This is a genomic window from Enterovibrio baiacu (assembly GCF_004120195.1).
In the GTDB taxonomy this organism is placed as follows: Bacteria; Pseudomonadota; Gammaproteobacteria; order Enterobacterales; family Vibrionaceae; genus Enterovibrio; species Enterovibrio baiacui.
The window spans coordinates 51,018-72,798 of the sequence record NZ_SCHN01000012.1 but is presented as its reverse complement, the minus strand read 5'-3'; the positions used below and the strand labels follow the sequence as shown (position 1 = coordinate 72,798).

The window sequence follows — 21,781 nt, the reverse complement described above, 5'->3', positions numbered from 1 at the left end:
ATCGGGACCTACAGCAATGAGACAAAACGTGTCTTGGTGTCTCTATCTTAATCTGATGAGGCTGTATTAAACATGGTCATGTTAACAGATATTACAAGAATAACGTGATGTCGGTCGGTTTAGTCGAATGAAAACCATTTAGCTCATGTCTTGCGGTTCGATATCGAGCGACCAACGGACTTTTTTAGAGAGAGGAAGCTGGCGAATCGCTTGCAGTGCAATGGAAAGTCGCTGCTGCAGCATCTTCCTGCTTGGGGCTTGGAAGATCAGCTGCCAACGGTATCGCCCGGCACGACGATGAAGTGGTGCAGGGGCTGGCCCCATCACGGCGCAGCCGTCGTCTTCTAATGGACTAGCATCTAACACGGTGCGCGCTTGTTGCAGGAATTGCTCAACCATGTCGCTTTGGTGTGATTCGGCACGGATCAACCCAAAGAAACTGAATGGCGGCAATTGCGCTTGATGACGTTCTTGCAGCGCTGCTCGCGCGAAGCTGTCATAGCCTTTGTGGATCAACGATTGCAGCAGCGCGTGTTCTGGGTGGTGGGTTTGCAATAAGACCAAACCGGGTTTGCTGGCACGACCGGCACGACCTGCCACTTGCACAAAAAGCTGCGCCAATCTTTCTGGGGCGCGAAAATCATTACTGAACAAGGCGCTGTCGACGTCCACCAAGCCCACGAGTGTGACGTCGGGGAAGTGGTGGCCTTTCGCCAACATCTGCGTGCCAATCAGGATCTGGTATTCCTTATTGTGGATGGCGTTGAGGTATTCCTCTAACGCGCCTTTACGTCGCGTGTTATCGCGGTCAATACGAATGGTTTTGTATTCAGGGAACAGGCTGGCCAATTGCGATTCAAGCTGTTCGGTACCGACACCCACGCTGATCAACTGTGTTGAACCGCAACTGCCACATTGGTGCGGAATAGGGCGCTGACTTCCGCAATGGTGGCAACGCAGTTCGCCGCTTTGCTGATGCAGCGTGTAGTAAGCATCACAGCGCTTACATTCGGCCAACCAGCCACACTCGTGACACATTAAGGCGGGGGCATAACCACGGCGGTTCAAAAACAACATCACCTGATTACCCACGGACAAATGTTTGCGCATTTCCGCAATCATGGGCGCAGAAAGCCCTGACTCAAGGTACAAACCGCGAATATCCAATACGCCGTGTTTGGCTTTCACGGCATTGCCCGCGCGAATCGATAAGATTAAATGGTGGTATTTGCCCGTGGTGGCGTTGTGAAGGCTTTCAAGGGAAGGGGTGGCAGAGCCCAACACCACGGGAATGTTTTCTTCATGACCACGCATTACTGCCAGATCACGGGCGTGATAGCGAAAGCTGTCTTGCTGCTTATAGGACGCATCGTGCTCTTCATCGACAATGATGATGCCAAGAGATTTGCACGGCGAGAAAAGCGCAGAGCGGGTGCCGATAATAATGGCGGCTTCGTTGTCGCGTGCGGCAAGCCAAGCATTTAAACGTTCGGTATCGTTCAAGCCGGAATGCAGTACCTCAACGGGGACATTGAAGCGACGCTTAAATCGGTTGATGGTTTGCGGCGTTAAACCAATTTCTGGCACGAGGATCAGGGCTTGTTGGCCTTTTGCTAGAACAGGCTCAAGCAGGTTTAAGTACACCTCGGTTTTACCGGAACCCGTTACCCCTTCAATCAAATAGCAGCCAAACTCTGGGTTGGCATTGATGGTTGCCACCGCCATGGCTTGCTCATGGTTGAGGGTAGGTTTGTCTTCGACGACGGCATAACCCGATGTCCACGGCTTCGCGCGCACATTCTCTACAGGCGCAATCCAGCCTTTGTCCTCAACGGCTTTTATGACAGCTGCCGTTAACTCGGTATCAAGGAGATCGCTGTGTGTCATCGCCCCGCTTCTCAACAAGGTTAACAGCCGCGCCTGCTTAGGTGCGCGACTCAACGCGGTGAGCGGTTGGACCTTTCCTGATTCAGTAAGTTGCCAAACACGTTCGCGTTCACGCTGCGCAAGCTTTCCTTTTCTTAGATGCCCAGGCATGACGGTCGCGAGCGCATCGCCAAGCGGGTATTGATAATAACGGCTCGCCCAATTTAATAGCTTATATAAAGGAGAAGGCCATAAAGGCGCGGCATCTATCACGCTATTGATCGGTTTGATTTGTTCTAGCGGAAAATCGGACGTATCGGACAGCGCAACCACAATGCCCACTTTGAACTGCTTACCAAATGGCACACGCACTCGCCCACCGATAACAGGCATGTCACTGCCAATTCGGTAATCAAACGTTTTGTGCAACGGCACAGGCAAGGCCACTTGGGCAATGATTGGGGTCATGAGGTGTAAAGGCTGCGTAGTAAGAGACTCGTCATAGGAACAGTGTACCTATGGGAAACAGGTGCGCAAAGGACGAAAGTATATTCTTTTTGAATCAAGGTGCTGAAGCAGTGCAATCCTTGGCCTTGAAATGAATTGAACAAAAAAGTTGCGATCCTAGGTCTCCTTGATTAGAATTTCGCGCCTTACAATTTGTTTGTTAACGACGTGTGGTGCCCGATAGGCTCGGGAGAGCGACACGGCCTTATATTAGAGGTTATCCCTATGAAAGCTGGTATCCATCCAGAATACGCTGCAGTAACTGCGAAATGTTCATGCGGCAACACTTTTGAATTCAACACTACTCTAGGTAAAGACATCAACCTGGACGTATGTGACAAGTGCCACCCATTCTACACTGGTAAGCAACGTGTTGTTGACACTGGCGGCCGTGTTGATCGCTTCAACAAGCGTTTTGGCGCTCTGTCTAGCAAGTAATATTGCAGAGACAATAAAAAGGGAGGTGCGAAAGCACCTCCCTTTTTTTATGCCATTTCGGCATGTAATACCCGTCCCATAAATCACTATAGATACTAATTAATAATAACCGTTGAATTGGGTGGTTCTGAAATTCTCACTGCGTTAACATTTTACGATTACATTTAGGGTAGGGATGTTCTCGCCCTGAACTTGCTTCGGATTGATCTCTTCGCTTGCGAGATCGTTAACGCGGCAAGGTTTTTAACCAATGACGATAAATACAATCAGGAAATAACAACATGTCTGAAGACAAACGCCAACAGGCTCTGGACTATCACGCCTATCCAGTGCCAGGTAAAATTTCGGTAGAACTTACCAAGCCGGCTGATACCGTGGAAGATCTGGCGTTGGCGTACAGCCCTGGTGTGGCAGAGCCCGTTCGTGAAATCGCACAAGATGCTGATAATGTTTATAAATACACAGCGAAAGGTAACATGGTTGCCGTGATTTCAAACGGTACTGCAATCCTTGGCCTAGGTAACTTGGGTCCACTTGCATCAAAACCTGTGATGGAAGGCAAAGCGTTACTGTTTAAACGCTTCGCGGGTCTCGATTCCATTGATATCGAAGTAAAGCACCGCACCATTGAAGAGTTTGTCGACACGGTTGCCAACATCTCTGACACCTTTGGCGGCATCAACCTTGAAGACATCAAAGCACCTGATTGTTTTGAAATCGAAAAGCAGTTGATCGAACGTTGCCATGTCCCAGTTTTCCACGATGACCAGCACGGCACCGCGATTGTGACCGCGGCGGGCATGTTGAATGCCTTGGAGCTGCAAGGCAAAAACATCGAAGATGCGGTTGTCGTGTGTTTGGGTGCAGGCGCAGCGGCGGTTGCGTGTATGGAGCTGTTGATCAAGTGTGGCGCGCAGCGTGAAAAGATTTACATGCTGGACCGTAAAGGCGTTATTCACACGCGCCGTGATGACATCAACGAATACAAGCAACTGTTTGCGAACAACACCGACAAGCGTACGCTTGAAGATGTGATTGAAGGTGCCGACATTTTCTTGGGTGTGTCAGGTCCAGACTTGTTGCCACCAGAAGCGTTGAAACTTATGGCTGAAAAGCCCATTGTGTTTGCGTGTTCAAACCCTGATCCAGAAATCAAACCTGAGCTTGCACACCAAGTGCGTGACGATTTGATCATGGGTACAGGCCGTTCGGATTACCCGAACCAAGTGAACAACGTACTTTGTTTCCCGTTCATTTTCCGTGGCGCGCTGGATGTACGTGCAAGCCGCATCAATGACGAAATGAAGTTAGCAGCCGTTGAAGCGATCCGTTCACTGGCAAAAGAGCCTGTACCAGCAGAAGTATTGAAAGCGGCACGTGTTGATGCTTTGAGCTTTGGTGTTGATTACATCATTCCGAAGCCGATGGACCCACGTCTTCTGCCACGCGTTGCTAAAGCTGTTGCGATTGCTGCGGTGGAATCTGGTGTGTCACGTATCGAGATGCCAGAAAACTACATGGAAGATAAATAAGCGTTTATCGACGCATAATTCTTACGTAGTACCTTGAAAGGAAAATAGTACCGTTTTCTTTTAAATAAAAAAAACCAGCCAATTGGCTGGTTTTTTGTCATTCTGCTAACGAAATTAATATTCTTCTTCGTTAAACTCGATACCCAGTTCTTTCATAATGCGCTTTGCTTCCGCAGGCACGCTGTCGCCTTTGTCCTTGCGAATATCATCATCCGTGGGCAGTGGTTGACCAGTGTAAGCATGCAAAAATGCTTCACACAGCAGTTCACTGTTGGTGGCGTGGCGCAAATTATTCACCTGACGACGAGTACGTTCATCTGTCAGAATCTTTAACACTTTCAGCGGGATAGAGACGGTGATCTTCTTTACTTGTTCTTTCTTTTTACCGTGCTCGGCGTAAGGGTTAATATATTCGCCATTCCAGTCTGCCATCGTTCACCTTCATAAGCAGTTCAATTCTCAAATCGCAGTCAACGCCGGAAGCAATCGCCCAGGTTGGATGAACATAAATTTTAGCGATATTAACCGCTACATGTAAAGACATATAGACGTCTAGAAGTGTTGACGTCTTAGTCTCGAATGTTTAAGGTTGAACATAATTCAAACATATTCCGCACGCATTTTTTACAGGGAAGCACCTATGAGCGACAAGAAGTCAGCCACCATCGCCGTCCGCACTGGTATCACTACAGATTCACAATACCAGTCAGTGGTTCCTCCTATCTATCTTTCTACTAATTACGAATTCCCTGAGTTTGGGGAAGTGCCAACCTACGACTATGCGCGTGGCGGCAACCCCACACGAAACCTGCTAGAGACAGCGCTTTGTGATTTAGAAAATGGCGCGGGTGCAGTAGTAACGAACTGCGGCATGTCTGCCATTAATTTGGTGTTGTCTTTATTAGGACCAGACGATCTGATTGTTGCGCCGCACGATTGCTACGGTGGCACGTATCGTCTGTTTGATTCGCGCGCGAGAAAAGGGGCATTCAAGATTGAATTTGTTGATCAATCGGATGAAGCGGCCTTGGCATCTGCGCTTGCGAAGAGCCCGAAACTGGTATGGATTGAAACCCCATCAAACCCACTTCTACGCGTGGTCGATGTGCAAGCAATTTGCCAACAAGCTCACGCGGTGGGCGCGTGGGTCGGCGTGGATAACACCTTCTTATCTCCAATGCTTCAAAAGCCACTTAACTTAGGCGCTGACTTTGTTGTTCACTCCACCACGAAGTTCATCAACGGTCACTCTGATACCGTTGGCGGTGTTGTCGTTGCCAAAGACCAGACCTTGGCTGACGAACTGAAATGGTGGGGCAACTGTATCGGCGCAACAGGCAATGCGTTTGATAGCTACATGACGCTGCGTGGATTACGTACTTTGAGCGCGAGAATGCGCCAGCATGAAGAAAACAGCGCAGAGATTCTGGCCTTCTTACAAAGTGAGCCATTGGTGCGTGTTATCTACCATCCATCGCTGCCAGAACACCCTGGCCATGAGATTGCGAAGAAACAACAAACAGGTTTTGGTGGTATGTTGAGCTTTGAGCTCGAAGGGAACGAAAGTGAGCTGAAACTTTTCCTTCGCTCCCTTAAGCTATTCACGTTGGCAGAATCACTCGGCGGTGTGGAGAGTCTCGTGACTCACCCTGGTTCGATGACGCACAGAGCCATGTCTGATGAAGCGCAGGCGGAAGCGGGTATCGCCGCAACCCTATTGCGTTTGTCTATCGGTCTAGAGGATCATAACGACTTGGTCGCTGACCTGAAATATGCATTCGACACAGTGAGAGAGAATCAGTAATGAGCGCGGTTGAAGTAGTCCCCCCACAGCATTCGCTGTCCCGCCAGTTACACAAATTTGGTGGCAGTAGCCTTGCCGACCCAGCGTGTTTTCGTCGCGTGGCTCGTATTCTCGAGCAATACAGCGGTGAAGACGACTTGGTCGTGGTTTCTGCTGCAGGTAAAACCACCAATCGTCTAATCGAATGGTTAGGCCTTCTAGAGAAAGATGGCCGTCTTGCGCATGAAAGCCTGCAAAGCTTGCGTAAATATCAGCAAGATTTGATTGAAAACTTGATTGAAGGTGATGCGAAGCAAGCCTTGGTCGATGCGCTTTATGAAGATTTCAGCGTATTGGCACAAGCGGCTGAAGCACGTTTAACTGAGGCGCAACGTGCATGGGCTCAAGGGTTTGGTGAAGTATGGTCTTCACGCCTTTTACCCGCACTGCTTACTCAAATGGGTATGCCGTCTGTCAGCATGGACTCGCGCTCTTTTTTGCGTGCAGAGCGTGCCGCGCAACCGGAAGTGGATCGCGCAAGCTCTTGGCCGCTGCTTAAAGAGCAGTTGGTGCAGCACAACCACCACCGTGTGGTGATCACCGGATTCATGGCGCAAAACCGTGCGGGTGAAACCGTGTTACTTGGACGCAATGGGTCCGATTACTCCGCCACCTTGATTGGTGCGTTGGCGGATGTAAACCGCGTGACGATTTGGAGCGATGTGGCCGGCGTTTATAGCGCGGACCCTCGTGTCGTTACTGACGCCTGCTTACTGCCTTTGCTTCGCCTTGATGAAGCAGCAGAATTGGCGCGCCTTGCTGCGCCTGTGATGCACACGCGAACGCTACAACCTGTCGCGCAAAGTTGTATCGACTTGAACCTTCGTTGTAGCTACGAACCGGAATCTGGCTCTACACGCATTGAGCGCGTATTGGCTTCTGGCCGCGGCGCGAAAATCATCACATCACTGGATGATGTGTGCTTGTTGCAATTGGATGTCCCGCGTTCGCACGATTTTGAAATCGCCCGTTTAGATTTAGAACGCTTGCTGACACGTAATCAATTGCAACCACTGGCGACATCCGCCAGTGAAGATCAGCACCGGATTCAACTCGCTTACACCTCAGAAGTGGTCAATAGCGTGTTAGAGCAACTGCAAAATGCCGGTATTCCTGCTGAGATCCGTTTGCGCGAAGGGTTCAGTCTGGTGGCTGCCGTGGGGGCGGGGGTCACGGGGAACCCTGTTCACTGCCACGGATTTTATCAGCAGCTTCGCGAGCAGCCGATAGAGTTTATCAGTGAATCTAAAAATGGCCTGAGCATCGCGGCATTGCTGCGCAAAGCAAACACGGGTGCATTGGTGGCAGGGATTCACCGCGCGCTGTTTCAAGCACAGCGTCGTATTGGCCTTGTGCTGTTAGGTAAAGGCAACATTGGTAGTCGTTGGTTGAATTTGTTTGCTGAGCAAAAAGCCGCATTGGAAAAGCGTCACGGCATGAACTTCGAGCTGATCTCTGTCCTCGACAGTGGCAGCCAGTGGATTGATTTCAATGGTATCGATCCGGCGACTGTGATGGATGCATTCACAGAGCATTCAGCGCCGTATCAAGACAGCGATTGGCTCTCTCAATTGCTCAACCACCCGTATGACGACGTTGTTGTGCTGGATGTAACCGCCAGTGCGACGTTGTCGAAGCAGTACCCTGAATTGGCGGAGCACGGTTTCCACCTTGTGTCTGCGAATAAAGTCGCGGGTTCTGCCAGTGGGACGGAATACCACAGGGTACAAGACGCGTTTGCGAAAACAGGCCGCCATTGGCTGTATAACGCGACGGTAGGCGCAGGGCTTCCTGTGAACCATACCGTTCGAGATCTGCGCGAGAGTGGCGATCAAATCATCGCCTTATCCGGCATCTTCTCTGGCACCTTGTCTTGGCTATTCCAGCAATACAACGGTGAAGTGGCGTTCAGTGACTTGCTTGAGCAAGCGTGGCAGCAAGGATTAACAGAACCTGATCCACGTGAAGATCTCAGCGGTGCTGATGTGATGCGTAAACTGGTGATTTTGGCACGCGAATCCGGGCTAACGATTGAACCAGAGCAAGTGCGCGTGCAATCACTGGTGCCTGACGCATTGATGGATTTGTCGCTTGATGCATTTTTTGATCAAAGCCAAGCATTGGACAGCACGCTGTCTGAGTGGCTAGAAGATGCAAAAAAAGAAAAGGGTGTCCTTCGTTATGTCGCGCGTTTCACGCGTGATGGAAAGGCGCGTGTTGGCTTAGAGGTGGTTTCTGACGAGCATCCTCTGGCGAACTTGTTGCCGTGTGACAATATCTTCGCGATTGAGAGCCAATGGTATCGAGAGAACCCTTTGGTGATCCGAGGCCCTGGCGCAGGGCGAGACGTTACCGCCGGTGCATTGCTATCAGATTTGAACCGAATCGCGTCTTTGCTTTAGCGGACTTTAAACTTGTTGCAGAACAAGGTTTAAATGGCGATAAGGATCAAGCATAAAAGCGGAGGTTAGCCCCTCCGCTTTTTTCTTTTTGAAAAATCATGATGATCAACATGAAGAAAATTCAACTAAACCAAGTTGACTTTGATATGTTCGCAAGACATCATCTAGACATATAGACGGCTAAATGGAAGTTCGTCATAAGGAATTATCGGCTGTGTAGCCGAGTCAGGGAGACAGTATGGGATACTCACACGCCAGTCATTTAGACGCATTGAATCAAAATCTTACCGATTTGAACGGCGACATCAACGTATCGTTTGAATTCTTCCCGCCAAGCTCTGAAAGCATGGAACAAACCCTCTGGGCATCTGTTCAACGCTTAAAAACACTGCAACCAAAGTTCGTTTCTGTTACTTACGGCGCAAACTCCGGCGAGCGTGACCGTACGCATTCCATCGTAAAAAGCATTAAACAAGAAACCGGCATTGAAGCTGCGCCGCACCTGACGTGTATCGACGCAAGCCGTGATGAATTGAAAGCCATTGCACGTGATTATTGGGACAGTGGTATTCGCCATATCGTCGCATTGCGTGGTGACTTGCCAGAAAAAAGCGCCAAGCCTGATATGTATGCGGCAGATTTGGTGGAATTGCTAAAAGGCGAAGCTGACTTTGATATTTCAGTGGCGGCCTACCCAGAAGTACACCCTGAAGCGCGCAGTGCACAGGCGGATTTGATTAACCTAAAACGCAAAGTGGATGCAGGTGCAAACCGTGCAATTACCCAATTCTTTTTTGATGTTGAAAGCTACCTGCGTTTCCGCGACCGCTGCGCAGCGGCGGGCATTGACGTAGAAATCATCCCGGGCATTTTGCCAGTGTCCAACTTCAAGCAAGCCTCACGCTTTGCAAACATGACAAACGTGCGCATCCCTGGTTGGATGGCGAACCAGTTTGAAGGCCTTGATGATGATCCGGTTACACGCCAAATGGTGGGTGCAAGCCAAGCGATTGATATGATCCGCGTGCTAAGCCGAGAAGGGGTGAAGGATTTCCACTTTTACACGCTGAACCGTGCTGAACATACCTATGCGCTTTGCCACACCTTAGGTGTTCGTCCAAAAGGTTAATACCCGCTCAGCAATACATCGAATTAAAGAAGGCTGGCCCGAATGAATACTTTGGGTGGACTGCAGAAAAAGAAAAACCGTCGATAACGACGGTTTTTTTTGTGGGTAGTGAATATGACTTAACGCATGGCCAACTTAGGTTCTAGCACAGAGGCTTCCATGGCGTTTAGTTCAATCAATACTTCTTCAGCCCACGTTAACCAAGCTTCCTTACGCAAAATGTTTCGACGTAGCGTCAGGCGCTCAAGGCGTCCATCTCGCGTTAGAAGCGCAGAATCAGCGTAGTGATTCTTTTCCAGATCGCGATATTGGCTTAGCTGGAGGCGCGACTCATCGATCAATGCATGCATATGTTGAATCATAGGTGCGGGTTCAAAAAGGCTGCAAGTCAGAAGCTTTGCAGACACTTCATCGCGGTCAGTTGGGTGTTTAGCGGGTAACAAGAACCACTCATACAAACTTTGTCTGCCGATGTCCGTGATGGAATAGACTTTGCGATCAGGTTTGCCGTCTTGAGGTTCGAGTTTGCAGCTAACAGCGCCCATATCTGCGAGCTTATTAAGTTCGCGATACACTTGCTGGTGGCTGGCTTTCCAGAATTGACCGATGGCGTTAGAAAACTCTTTGGTTATATCGTAACCAGTAGCATCCCGGTGACTTAGTACCGTGAGAATTACGTGTGGTAGTGACATCTCTTCTATCCAAAATCATAAAAAGACGATCCGGTGCCCTGGGATGTCGCTCTTTGGCGAGTTTGTTTATTCCACAAAACTGGGCGGATCGAAACGTATCCAATTACCCTCGCCATGCCCCTTGCCAACGTCGTATCCAAAAATGGTGCGGATACTGAAAAAGACATAGTACGTGGGAATTAGAACGGTTATTTACCGTCGTCGCGGCCATGCGATGCGCTATGTATGCACATCGTCTAAGCACTTCAACATATTAATAACATTATCAATGCGACAACAATGGAAAAAGACGCACGGAAAATAAAAAAGGCTGCAAGAATGCAGCCTTTCTTATTTTTGGAACAATTTCTCATTTATCCAGTATTGCGCATACCTGCTGCGATACCTGCGATGGTCACCATCAGTGCATCGTCCAATGCGGCGGTTTCACCTTCCGTCGCGCGTGTACGGCAAAGCAGTTCGGCCTGAAGCATGTTCAATGGTTCAACGTAGATGTTACGCAGGCGAATGGCTTCTGCACCCCAAGGGTTTTGCGCCATCAGGTGATCGCTGTTTTCTACCATCAACACCGCTTTGATGTCTTGGTTTAGGCGTTCACGCAATTGCTCACCCAAAGACCAAAGCTCTTTATCAACCAATTTCTCATCGTAGTACTTCGAGATAGAAGGGCTGGTTTTGGTGAAGACCATTTCCAACATGCCAAGGCGCGTTGAGAAGAATGGCCATTCACTACACATCTCTTCAAGCTGCTTGAGGTGGCCATGATCGATAGAGAATTGAATTGCCTGTCCCGCACCTAGCCATGCAGGTAATAGAAGACGGTTTTGGCTCCATGCGAAAATCCAAGGAATGGCACGTAGGCTTTCAACGCCGCCCGTTGGATTACGTTTTGCAGGACGCGAACCCAAAGGCAGTTTACCAAGCTCTAGCTCTGGTGTGGCTGAGCGGAAGTAAGGAACGAACTGAGAATGACCACGAACGATGTCACGGTATGCTTCGCATGACACTTCGCTCAAGGTTTCCATCAGATCACGCCATTCTTGTTTTGGCTCTGGTGGTGGTAGTAAGTTTGCTTCGAGGATCGCACTTGCGTAAAGGTTGAGGCTGTTTGTCGCCACATCTGGTAGACCCAGTTTGAAGCGAATCATCTCACCTTGTTCTGTCACGCGAAGGCCGCCCTTCAAGCTGCGTGGTGGTTGTGACAGCAATGCTGCGTGCGCAGGTGCACCGCCACGACCAATTGAACCGCCGCGACCGTGGAACAGCACCAAATCAACGCCAGCCTTTTCACAGACGCTAACCAATGCTTCCATGGCTTTGTATTGCGCCCAGCCTGCCGCCATCACACCTGCATCTTTCGCAGAGTCTGAGTAGCCGATCATGACCATTTGGAAGTTTTGGATAAAGCCGCGGTACCAATCAATGCTCAGCAGTTGATTGATCACGGATTCAGCGTTGTTCAAATCCTCTAGGGTTTCGAACAATGGACAGACATCCATGCGGAACTGACAACCTGCTTCTTTAAGCAGAAGGTGAACCGCAAGTACGTCTGAGGCGGTGCGCGCCATAGAGATCACGTATGAGCCCAATGCTTCACGTGGCTGTTGTGCCACTACGCGGCAGGTATCAAGGACTTCTTGTACGTCGTCAGACGGTTCCCAGTTACGCGGAAGAAGAGGGCGCTTCGAGCTAAGCTCGCGGATCAAGAAGGCTTGTTTGTCTTGCTCGCTCCATTGGCTGTAATCGCCCATGCCTAGGCAACGGGTGATTTCAGACAGCGCGTCAGCATGACGGGTGCTTTCTTGGCGGATATCCAGCTTGATAAGGTTAACGCCAAAACATTGAATACGGCGAAGCGTATCAAGTAGCAAACCATCAGCGATGATGCCCATGCCGCACTCGTGCAGCGATTGGTAACACGCGTGAAGAGGCGTCCAAAGCTGGTCAATGTGCGTCAGGATGTCTTTATCTTCTGCGCGCTGACCTTTGATTTTCGCATCGAGGTAATCAAGGGAGTTGGTCAGTGTTTTACGCAGAGATTTCAAAATCGCGCGGTACGGTTCGTGCTCGTCACCTGCCATTGCGCGAACCACGTCATTACAACGGGTCATCGACAATTCGCTGATGAGTTCTTGAATGTCTGTTAGATAAAGGTCTGCCGCTTTCCAACGGGAAAGAAGCAACACTTCACGGGTCACGTCAGAGGTGACGAATGGGTTACCGTCGCGGTCACCGCCCATCCAGCTTGAAATCTGAATCGGTGATGCATCGACAGACAGGCCACGGCCAATGTGGCTTTTAAGCTTGAGGTCGAATTGACGAAGGAACTCAGGCACCGCTTGCCACAAGCTGTTTTCGATAACCGCATAGCCCCATTTAGCTTCATCAAGCGGCGTTGGGCGTTGTTGGCGAATAACGTCAGAGTGCCAAGCCTGCGCGATAAGCTGCTCAAGGCGAAGTTCTGTTTTATTGCGCTCGCTGTAAGAAATGTCACCCAACTCTAGTTTGGAAAGGCATTTGTTGATTTGTACGAGCTTATGAATGGTTGTACGACGAGCAATTTCCGTTGGGTGCGCCGTCAATACCAACTCTATTTTTAGGTCATCAATCGCTTTCTCTGTGTCGGCAGGAGAAATGTCGCTACCTTTTAGGCGTTGGAATAGTCCGTCCAGTGCATCTGGGCTGCAGACGGTTTCTTCGCAGTGGCGAGAGACTGAGTGGTATTGTTCTGCGATGTTGGTCAAGTTCAAGAACTGACTAAAAGCGCGAGCAACAGGAAGAAGCTGATCGTTCGGTAGGCTTTGAAGCACGTCGATCAGTTTTGCATGATCTTCGTCGTTTCCTGCAGAGGCAGATTTAGAGAGCTTACGGATCTCTTCTACCTTTGCCAGCAATTCGTCACCGTGGGCATCCTTGATGGTGTTTCCCAGCAAGTGACCAAGCATGCTGACGTTGCTTTTTAGCGCGTCGTACTTGTCATTCATAAGGCATCCGTTTCGTAACTTTGTTACATCCAAATTGCAATCATAGTCACTCAATCTAGCCAATATACGCACCTAAGGTCAATCATCCATGTGTTGAATTGTCGACTTTTTGTCGTTCATCCCAGCGATAGCAAGGCATACAGCGAGATGTAACAAAATTACAACTGAAAGTGGCGAAAAACGCCGAATTTGCGTTGCATCCAGCCTTTGTGTTTTTTGTTTGTACAAAGAGTTGACATTAGTCACTTATCACGATAAAAAGCACATATAAATTCATATTAAATGAATAACAATTAAAAAATTCGCTCACGGATGCAGTGAAAAGGTACGATACGATGATGGATTATTACTCACAGACCCCTCTTCTTCTACGACGACGCCGACGTTAATTTAACGCCGGGTGACGCGCACCCCTCCCGCAGCTGAGCGAGCTGAAACACAACAATTCTCTACCGATTATATAAACGGATTTTCCATGTTAAAGACTGTGATTGTCGGCGCTAGTGGCTATACCGGTGCCGAGCTGACCAAGATGGTCCATCTACACCCAGAGCTTGAGTTAGCTGGGTTATACGTATCGAAGAACAGTGCCGATGCCAACACACCTATCAGCGATCTCCATGGTCAGTTGAAAGGGCTGATTGATTTGCCGCTACAGCCTTTGGTAGACGTTGATACTATTGCAAAAAATGCGGACGTCGTGTTGTTAGCGACCGCCCACGAAGTGAGCCATGATCTGGCGGCCTCGTTCCTCGCGCAGGGTTGTAAAGTCTTCGACCTGTCTGGTGCATTCCGTGTGAAGTCCGATGATTTCTATACCACTTATTATGGCTTTGCCCACACCTTCCCAGAGTTGCTCGATCAAGCGGCTTACGGCCTTGCTGAATGGAATGCAGATGCCATTGCATCGGCAGATTTGATTGCAGTACCGGGGTGCTATCCAACGGCTTCTCAATTGGCATTAAAACCGCTTATCGATGCAGGGTTACTTGATGAAGTTCAGTGGCCCGTCATTAGTGCAGTGAGTGGGGTATCTGGTGCAGGCCGCAAAGCGTCAATGACCAACAGCTTTTGCGAAGTGAGTCTGCATGCGTATGGCGTGTTCACACACCGTCACCAACCTGAGATTTCTGCGCATCTTGGTCGAGAAGTTATCTTTACGCCGCACCTTGGCAACTTCAAACGCGGTATCCTAGCGACCATCACGGCAAAGCTGGCTGATGGCGTGGATGAAAGTGCGGTAACACAAGCACTTGAGGGAGCGTATGCTGACCAACCTTTGGTTCGTCCACTCGGTGCCGGCCAAAGTGCAAAACTGCAATCTGTTCAAAACACAGGCTTTTGCGACATTGGCTGGTCTGTGAAAGGGCAGCACGTGGTGCTTACCTCGGCGATCGACAATCTATTAAAAGGTGCTGCAAGCCAAGCGATGCAGTGCATAAACATTCGTTTCGGCTTTGCGCCTCTTACGGCGATCGTTTAGGAGAGTGGTGATGAGTTTACGTCCTTTGGTAGTAAAGCTAGGCGGTGCAGCGCTTTCTTGTGAAGAAACGCTCGAGAAACTGTTCAATGCCATCAGTGAATATAAAGAATCAGCGCACCGTGATTTGGTGGTGGTTCATGGTGGTGGCTACTTGGTTGATGAGCTCATGAATGGCCTCAACCTGAAAGTCGAAAAGAAACAAGGCCTGCGTGTCACGCCAAGCGATCAGATTAACGTGGTTGCCGGTGCACTTGCGGGAACAGCAAATAAATTGCTACAGGGCCAAGCGGTAAGAAGCGGCATTAATGCGGCGGGCTTGAGCCTTGCAGATGGTGGCCTTTGTCAAATCACACAGCTGGATCCTGAATTGGGGTGTGTGGGTAAAGCAGCACCAGGAAACTCTGCATTATTGCAGGCGATTTTAGCGACAGGTTGTGTGCCTATCATTAGCTCAATTGGCTTGGATGATAACGGACAACTGATGAACGTGAACGCTGACCAAGCTGCGGTAGCGGTAGCGGCTGCGTTAGATGCGGAATTGGTCTTGCTGTCAGACGTCAGTGGCGTTTTGAACGGCAAAGGTAAATTGATGCCAACGCTTGATGTGGCGTTGGCAAACGAACTGATTGAAAGCGGTGTCATTACTGATGGCATGATCGTGAAGGTAAAAGCGGCGTTTGAAGCTGCTGAAGCACTGGGTCGCCCGATTGAAGTGGCGAGCTGGCGTTACCCCGATAAGCTGGCCGAGTTATTCAGCGGCAACAGCATTGGCACCCGTTTTACCCTTTAAACACATTACTGAAGTTGACCGCCTGTACTGACCGTCAGAGCGGCACACAAGGAGAAGTAACATGAGCAACATTAACAAAGTCGTACTCGCATATTCTGGCGGTCTTGATACGTCGGCAATCATTCCATGGCTTAAAGAAAACTATGACTGTGAAGTTATCGCGTTCGTTGCCGATGTAGGCCAGGGCGAAGAAGAGCTGGTTGGCATTGAAGAGAAGGCGTTGGCATCAGGTGCATCAGCGTGTTACATCGCTGACCTGAAAGAAGAAATGGTGGCGGAGTACATCTACCCAAGCCTAAAGACCGGTGCTGTTTACGAAGGTAAGTACCTGCTAGGTACGTCAATGGCGCGTCCAATCATCGCGAAGGCGCAAGTTGAGTGTGCATTGGAAGTGGGTGCTGATGCACTGTGTCACGGTTGTACGGGTAAAGGTAACGACCAAGTACGTTTTGAAAGTGCATTCGCGGCACTGGCACCACAACTTAAAGTGGTTGCGCCTTGGCGTGAGTGGGATCTACGTAGCCGTGAAGCGCTGCTGGATTACCTTGCAGAGCGCAACATTCCTTGTACTGCAAGCCTTGAGAAAATCTACAGCCGTGATGCAAACGCATGGCACATCTCAACCGAAGGCGGCGTACTTGAAGACACGTGGAACCAACCAAACGAGCTTTGCTGGGTGTGGACGGTCGATCCAGAGCAAGCACCAGACCAAGCTGAAACCGTGTCTCTGTTGGTAGAGAAAGGTGAAGTGGTTGCGGTTGATGGCGAGAAAATGTCGCCGTACCAAGTACTGACGACCTTGAACGAAAAAGGTGCGCGTCACGGTGTTGGCCGTATCGACATCGTTGAAAACCGTCTGGTTGGCATGAAGTCTCGCGGTTGTTATGAAACCCCGGGCGGCACCATCATGATGGAAGCGCTTCGTGGTGTTGAACAATTGGTACTGGACAAAGATTGTTTCGAATTCCGTGAAGAATTAGGCCTAAAAGCGTCGCATCTCATTTATGATGGCCGCTGGTTTACGCCGCTTTGCAAATCTATTCTAGCTGCCGCAGATTCTCTGGCTGAGTCCGTCACGGGTGAAGTTGTGGTGAAACTGTACAAAGGACAAGCTACAGTAGTGCAGAAGCGTTCGCTTAACAGCTTGTATTCGGAAGAGTTTGCTACCTTCGGTGAAGATGATGTTTACGACCACAGCCATGCTGGTGGCTTTATCCGTCTTTACTCGCTGTCGAGCCGCATTCGCGCGCTAAACGAAAAAAAACAAAAATAGACAGGAAGCAATAAGGGTAAGGAGACGGAAATATGGCGTTATGGGGCGGAAGGTTTAGTCAAGCAGCCGACATTCGATTTAAGCAATTCAACGATTCGTTGCGTTTTGACTATCGCCTCGCGGAGCAAGACATCATTGGCTCTATCGCTTGGTCTAAAGCGCTGCGCTCGGTCGGTGTTCTCACCGAGGTAGAGCAGCAGCGTCTTGAGCTCGCATTGAACGAGCTAAAGTTGGCCGTGATGGAAGATCCAGAGCAGATTCTTCGCTCTGATGCAGAAGATATCCATAGTTGGGTGGAGCAACAACTGATCGCACGCGTAGGCGATTTAGGGAAGAAGCTTCACACCGGACGTTCGCGTAACGATCAGGTCGCGACAGATCTGAAACTGTGGTGTCGCCAGCAGGGTCAACAGCTTCTCCTTTCTCTTGATAAGCTACAAAACCAAATGGTGCAGGTTGCGTCTGTGCACCAAAACACGGTGTTGCCGGGTTACACCCACTTACAACGTGCGCAGCCTGTGACATTTGCACATTGGTGTTTGGCCTATGTGGAAATGCTTGAACGTGACTACTCGCGTTTGAGTGATGCACTTAACCGTCTTGATACCTGCCCATTGGGCTCTGGTGCATTGGCGGGAACGGCATACCCTATTGATCGTGAAGCACTCGCGCACAGCTTGGGCTTCCGTCGTGCGACCCGCAACAGCTTAGATTCGGTCTCTGACCGTGACCATGTGATGGAGCTGATGTCAGTGGCATCTGTGTCCATGCTCCACTTGTCACGCATGGCAGAAGATCTGATCTTCTATAACTCGGGCGAATCAAACTTCGTTGAGTTGGCAGACACAGTGACGTCGGGTTCCTCCTTGATGCCACAGAAGAAAAACCCCGATGCGCTTGAATTGATTCGTGGTAAGACTGGCCGTGTTTACGGTGCAATGTCTGCGATGATGATGACAGTGAAAGCCTTGCCGCTTGCCTACAACAAAGACATGCAAGAAGACAAAGAAGGCCTGTTTGACGCGTTAGACACATGGCATGACTGCTTGGAAATGGCGGCGCTGTGTTTTGACGGCATCAAAATCAACAAAGATCGTACGCTTGAGGCGGCAATGCAGGGCTACTCAAACGCCACAGAGCTTGCGGACTACTTGGTAGCCAAGGGCATTCCTTTCCGAGAAGCTCACCATATTGTGGGCGTTGCTGTTGTCGCAGCAATCGAAAAAGGCTGTGCATTGGAAGAGCTGTCACTGGAAGAGATGAAGCAATTCTCTTCGGTGATTGACGAAGATGTTTACCCGATTCTGACCATTGAATCCTGCCTTGATAAGCGTTGTGCCCTTGGTGGTGTTGCGCCGAATCAGGTGGAATTTGCCATCAGTCAGGCCGAGAAGCGTTTGGAAAAACGTTACTCTCCACGCGTGAAAGTGCGTGGCGCACGCTTGACCGACTTGGATGCCATTGAAGGCATGGTGGTGTACTGGGCGGGCTTGGGTGAAAACCTGCCGCGTGAACGCAACGAATTGGTGCGTGATATTGGTTCGTTTGCGGTTGCAGAGCACCAAGGGGAAGTTACGGGTTGTGCCTCTTTGTATGTGTACGACTCCGGTCTTGCTGAAGTGCGCTCACTGGGTGTGGAAGCCGGTTGGCAGCATCAAGGACAGGGCAGTGCGATTGTCGAACACTTGCTGAAAAAAGCCGGCAACATGGCCATTAAGAAGGTGTTTGTGTTAACCCGTGTGCCTGAGTTCTTCATGCGAATGGGCTTCATTCCAACGTCGAAATCTTTGTTGCCAGAGAAGGTCATGAAAGACTGTGACCGTTGTCCTCGCTTGCATGCGTGTGATGAAGTGGCACTTGAATTCACTTATGACCAAGATCGTTTGATTGCAAAATCTAACGTCGCGTAATCGCAGTTCGCTTAGCGAGTAGCGCAATAAGCGTGTGAAAAAGAAGAATTACTGAACCGGCCCTGTGCCGGTTTTTTCTTTTTCAGGTAACGGTTTTCGAAAGGGCATGACAATGAGGTGCAATGCGAGTAAGCCAGCACTTGCACCTGCGGCAAACAAGAGAGAAATGGATTCGACAGATGTTGGGGTTTCACTGAACCCGACCAACCATATTGGCCAAAGCACCACATTCATCACTGTGAGTTGCAGCATGCAGCGCTTACAACGGCCCAGTTTGGCGCTGAGAGATATCGCGGGGTCTTTACAGTAGCGGCAACTCATCGGCATTCTCTAAGGCTATGTGGGGCTTGGGTTGATGTTCCTAAAGATAATCAGTTGTTGAGTTTCTCGCAATACGAGGGATCAAATCCTCGCCATAAAAAAAGCCCCTCGCAAGCGAAGGGCAAAAACACTATGTAGTGTTGGCAAGGGGTGGTGAATTAACAGCCTGGACCGCAATCCAAGCAGTGTTTAATCATTTCAGGGCCTAAGTGCAGCTTGGCATTTAGGTCTCGAAGGGCGGTGCGGACACCTTCTTCAATCACGGGATGGTAGAATGGCATGTCTAGCATCTGCGAAATGGTCATTTTGTTTTGGTGCGCCCAAGCAAGCAGGTGTGCAAGGTGCTCAGCGTTCGGGCCCATCATTTCTGCACCTAAGAAACGGCCAGTGCCTTGTTCGCCATAGACGTTCAATACACCTTTGTTTCTCAGCATCACACGTGAGCGGCCTTGGCCTTCGAAAGAGACGGTACCCGTTTCAAAGCACCCACACGTCCCTAAGCGTGTTGTGATTTCTTTATAGGTTTCACCGACCATCGCGATTTGAGGGTCAGAGAACACCGCTGAGATCTTGCTGCGACGCAGTCCTGCGCGAATGTCAGGAAAACGGCCCGCGTTATCACCGGCGATTCGACCTTGGTCTGCGGCTTCATGCAGCAACGGCAATTGGTTGCTGGCATCACCCGCGACGAAAATAGACGCAACGCTGGTTTGCATGGTGTACGGGTCGGCGGTCGGCACACCGCGGGCATCGAGTTCCATGCCGGTGTTTTCGATGTCGAGCTTGTCGACATTCGGACGACGGCCTGTTGCTGCCAATACATAATCAACGGCGATGCGTTGGGTTTCACCCTGCTTGTCGATGTAGCGAATGTGGACTTTATCGCCTTCGCGCACCATTTCTTCGACTTTCGCGTCTGGGTCTAAATAGAATTCTTCGTTAAAGGTCTTATCCGCATATGCCATGACCGTTGGGTCTGTTAGCGGACCCACTTGGCCGCCAACACCAAACATCACCACGTCGACACCCAGTCGTTTCAGTGATTGGCCGAGCTCTAAGCCGATAACACCCGGTCCAAAGACCGCAACTGAGCTTGGAAGGTCATCCCAATCAAACACATCGTCATTCACGATCAGTCGGTCACCCAAATCATTCCAAGGTGCTGGCCATGCAGGGCGCGAGCCTGTTGCAATAACAATGCGTTTTGCTTCAATGCGGGTGTGGTCGTCGACAACTAACGTGTTGTTATCAATGAATTTGGCATAACCTGCGATTTTGTCTTCCGCAGGGATGTCATCGACACCTTCCAATACAAAGCCTACGAAGCGGTCACGTTCGCGTTTTACACGGTCCATGACTTCGCGGCCATTGATAAGGATCTCGCCTTGAGGATGAATACCAAAACCTGGCGCTTTTTCAATGTGGTGAACAGCTTCAGCAGCGGCAATGAGCAGTTTTGATGGCATGCAACCAACACGCGCACAGGTTGTGCCGTAAGGGCCGCCTTCAATCATGACGACATTGTCAGCATGGGCTTTTGCTGCACGATACGCACCGAGACCTGCGGTACCACCACCAATGATTGCCACATCAACGTTTAGGGTTTTCATGTTATTACTCCAGACGAACGCATTATTTTTCCCAAATTTAAGGTGCAGAAAGTCAGCCACCGCAGCCTTGTCATGTGGGTAGAAGGTGTGTATTAAACGATTGATTGGGAAACCAGGGCGGCGATTGCCGCCCTGTTTGGAGGATTAAGCGAGGTAAGCTTCTAGCTCTTCGCTACCACCGATGTGCTTACCGCCGATGAAGACTTGCGGTACTGTAGCGCGGCCTGTTACAGCGCGTAGGCTTACAGTGGTGGCATCCTGACCCAAAATCACTTCTTCGAACTGTAGCTTGTTATCAATCAGAAGTTGCTTCGCTTTCGCACAGAATGGGCAACCTGGTTTGCTGAATACTGTAATTGATTCTTGCAGTTTGTGGTTCGGTGCCAAGAAGTTCAGCATGGTGTCGGCATCAGACACTTTGAACGGGTCGCCTGGCTCGTTTGGCTCGATGAACATTTTCTCAACCACGCCGTCTTTCACCAGCATGCTGTAACGCCATGAACGCTCGCCGAAACCAATGTCGTTCTTCGGCACTGCCATGCCCATACCGCGGGTGAAATCACCGTTGCCGTCTGGGATGAATCGGATGTTTTCTGCTTCTTGGTCAGCTTTCCATGCGTTCATTACGAAGGTGTCGTTAACAGATACACAAAGTACTTCGTCTACGCCGTACTCTTGGAATACTGGGAACAGTTCGTTGTAGCGTGGCAAGTGGCTAGAAGAACATGTTGGTGTGAATGCGCCTGGTAGGCTGAAAACCACAACGGTTTTGCCTGCGAACAGTTCTTGCGTGGTCACGTTTACCCATGCGTCACCTTGACGGGTTGGGAAAGTAACGCTTGGTACGTTTTGACCTTCTTTATTTACAAATTCCATGTTGTTACCCCTTGGATATTATTCTTTAAGTTGTTTTCTAAATCCGGTGTTCCCGGTTGATGTAGCTATATTAGTATTTTAAGACTGGATAGTTCTAATTGATTGGGTTTATCATTTCAATAAGT

At 49.8% G+C, this 21,781-nt stretch carries 16 protein-coding genes; 9 read left to right on the top strand and 7 right to left on the bottom strand.

The window, feature by feature from the left end:
• Positions 1 to 138 precede the first annotated feature (138 nt).
• Positions 139 to 2,334 carry a primosomal protein N' gene (priA, locus tag EQP46_RS13845; RefSeq protein WP_129494231.1) on the bottom strand — a complete coding sequence of 732 codons (2,196 nt, stop codon included), beginning with the start codon at positions 2,332 to 2,334 and terminating at the stop codon, positions 139 to 141.
• A 264-nt stretch (positions 2,335 to 2,598) separates the two neighbouring features.
• Here priA and rpmE point away from each other — a divergent pair, with 264 nt between their 5' ends.
• Both rpmE and EQP46_RS13835 read left to right on the top strand, forming a co-directional pair.
• Positions 2,599 to 2,811, top strand: a complete 213-nt coding sequence (rpmE, locus tag EQP46_RS13840) for a 50S ribosomal protein L31 (RefSeq protein ID WP_017009576.1) — start codon at positions 2,599 to 2,601, stop codon at positions 2,809 to 2,811.
• Positions 2,812 to 3,092: 281 nt separating this feature from the next.
• The gene (locus EQP46_RS13835; protein ID WP_129494230.1) at positions 3,093 to 4,343 is read left to right on the top strand and encodes a malic enzyme-like NAD(P)-binding protein; all 1,251 of its coding nucleotides are present in this window, start codon (positions 3,093 to 3,095) and stop codon (positions 4,341 to 4,343) included.
• A 114-nt stretch (positions 4,344 to 4,457) separates the two neighbouring features.
• Here the strand turns inward: EQP46_RS13835 and metJ are convergent, their stop codons facing one another.
• Positions 4,458 to 4,775: a met regulon transcriptional regulator MetJ gene (metJ, locus tag EQP46_RS13830; RefSeq protein ID WP_017009578.1), complete on the bottom strand. Its 318-nt coding sequence runs from the start codon at positions 4,773 to 4,775 to the stop codon at positions 4,458 to 4,460.
• 208 nt (positions 4,776 to 4,983) lie between these two features.
• On the opposite strand from metJ, the gene EQP46_RS13825 reads away from it, so the two are divergent.
• From EQP46_RS13825 to metF, 3 genes are all read left to right on the top strand, one after another.
• The gene (locus EQP46_RS13825) at positions 4,984 to 6,147 is read left to right on the top strand and encodes an O-succinylhomoserine (thiol)-lyase (RefSeq protein WP_129494229.1); all 1,164 of its coding nucleotides are present in this window, start codon (positions 4,984 to 4,986) and stop codon (positions 6,145 to 6,147) included.
• Positions 6,147 to 8,588, top strand: a complete 2,442-nt coding sequence (locus tag EQP46_RS13820) for a bifunctional aspartate kinase/homoserine dehydrogenase II (protein WP_129494228.1) — start codon at positions 6,147 to 6,149, stop codon at positions 8,586 to 8,588. Before EQP46_RS13825 ends, EQP46_RS13820 begins: the two co-directional genes overlap by 1 nt.
• A 238-nt stretch (positions 8,589 to 8,826) precedes the next feature.
• Positions 8,827 to 9,717: a methylenetetrahydrofolate reductase gene (gene metF, locus EQP46_RS13815; RefSeq protein ID WP_129494227.1), complete on the top strand. Its 891-nt coding sequence runs from the start codon at positions 8,827 to 8,829 to the stop codon at positions 9,715 to 9,717.
• A gap of 119 nt (positions 9,718 to 9,836) precedes the next feature.
• Here metF and EQP46_RS13810 read toward each other — a convergent pair whose 3' ends face one another.
• Both EQP46_RS13810 and ppc read right to left on the bottom strand, forming a co-directional pair.
• A complete protein-coding gene (locus EQP46_RS13810; protein WP_017009582.1) occupies positions 9,837 to 10,409 on the bottom strand; it encodes a PadR family transcriptional regulator in 573 nt (190 codons plus the stop codon).
• A 353-nt stretch (positions 10,410 to 10,762) separates the two neighbouring features.
• Positions 10,763 to 13,393: a phosphoenolpyruvate carboxylase gene (ppc, locus tag EQP46_RS13805; protein WP_129494226.1), complete on the bottom strand. Its 2,631-nt coding sequence runs from the start codon at positions 13,391 to 13,393 to the stop codon at positions 10,763 to 10,765.
• 475 nt (positions 13,394 to 13,868) lie between these two features.
• Between ppc and argC the strand changes: the two genes are divergently transcribed.
• From argC to argH, 4 genes are all read left to right on the top strand, one after another.
• A complete protein-coding gene (gene argC / locus EQP46_RS13800) occupies positions 13,869 to 14,876 on the top strand; it encodes an N-acetyl-gamma-glutamyl-phosphate reductase (protein WP_129494225.1) in 1,008 nt (335 codons plus the stop codon).
• A gap of 10 nt (positions 14,877 to 14,886) precedes the next feature.
• Positions 14,887 to 15,666 (top strand): acetylglutamate kinase, encoded by a 780-nt coding sequence (gene argB, locus EQP46_RS13795; protein ID WP_129494224.1) that lies wholly within the window; start codon positions 14,887 to 14,889, stop codon positions 15,664 to 15,666.
• Between the two features lie 61 nt (positions 15,667 to 15,727).
• A complete protein-coding gene (locus tag EQP46_RS13790; RefSeq protein ID WP_129494223.1) occupies positions 15,728 to 16,939 on the top strand; it encodes an argininosuccinate synthase in 1,212 nt (403 codons plus the stop codon).
• A 32-nt stretch (positions 16,940 to 16,971) separates the two neighbouring features.
• Positions 16,972 to 18,849: an argininosuccinate lyase gene (argH, locus tag EQP46_RS13785; protein ID WP_129494222.1), complete on the top strand. Its 1,878-nt coding sequence runs from the start codon at positions 16,972 to 16,974 to the stop codon at positions 18,847 to 18,849.
• A 48-nt stretch (positions 18,850 to 18,897) separates the two neighbouring features.
• Here the strand turns inward: argH and EQP46_RS13780 are convergent, their stop codons facing one another.
• From EQP46_RS13780 to EQP46_RS13770, 3 genes are all read right to left on the bottom strand, one after another.
• A complete protein-coding gene (locus tag EQP46_RS13780; protein WP_129494221.1) occupies positions 18,898 to 19,170 on the bottom strand; it encodes a DUF3624 domain-containing protein in 273 nt (90 codons plus the stop codon).
• A gap of 158 nt (positions 19,171 to 19,328) precedes the next feature.
• The gene (locus tag EQP46_RS13775) at positions 19,329 to 20,780 is read right to left on the bottom strand and encodes a dihydrolipoyl dehydrogenase (RefSeq protein WP_129494220.1); all 1,452 of its coding nucleotides are present in this window, start codon (positions 20,778 to 20,780) and stop codon (positions 19,329 to 19,331) included.
• A gap of 144 nt (positions 20,781 to 20,924) precedes the next feature.
• Positions 20,925 to 21,656 (bottom strand): glutathione peroxidase, encoded by a 732-nt coding sequence (locus EQP46_RS13770; RefSeq protein WP_129494219.1) that lies wholly within the window; start codon positions 21,654 to 21,656, stop codon positions 20,925 to 20,927.
• Positions 21,657 to 21,781: the final 125 nt, after the last annotated feature.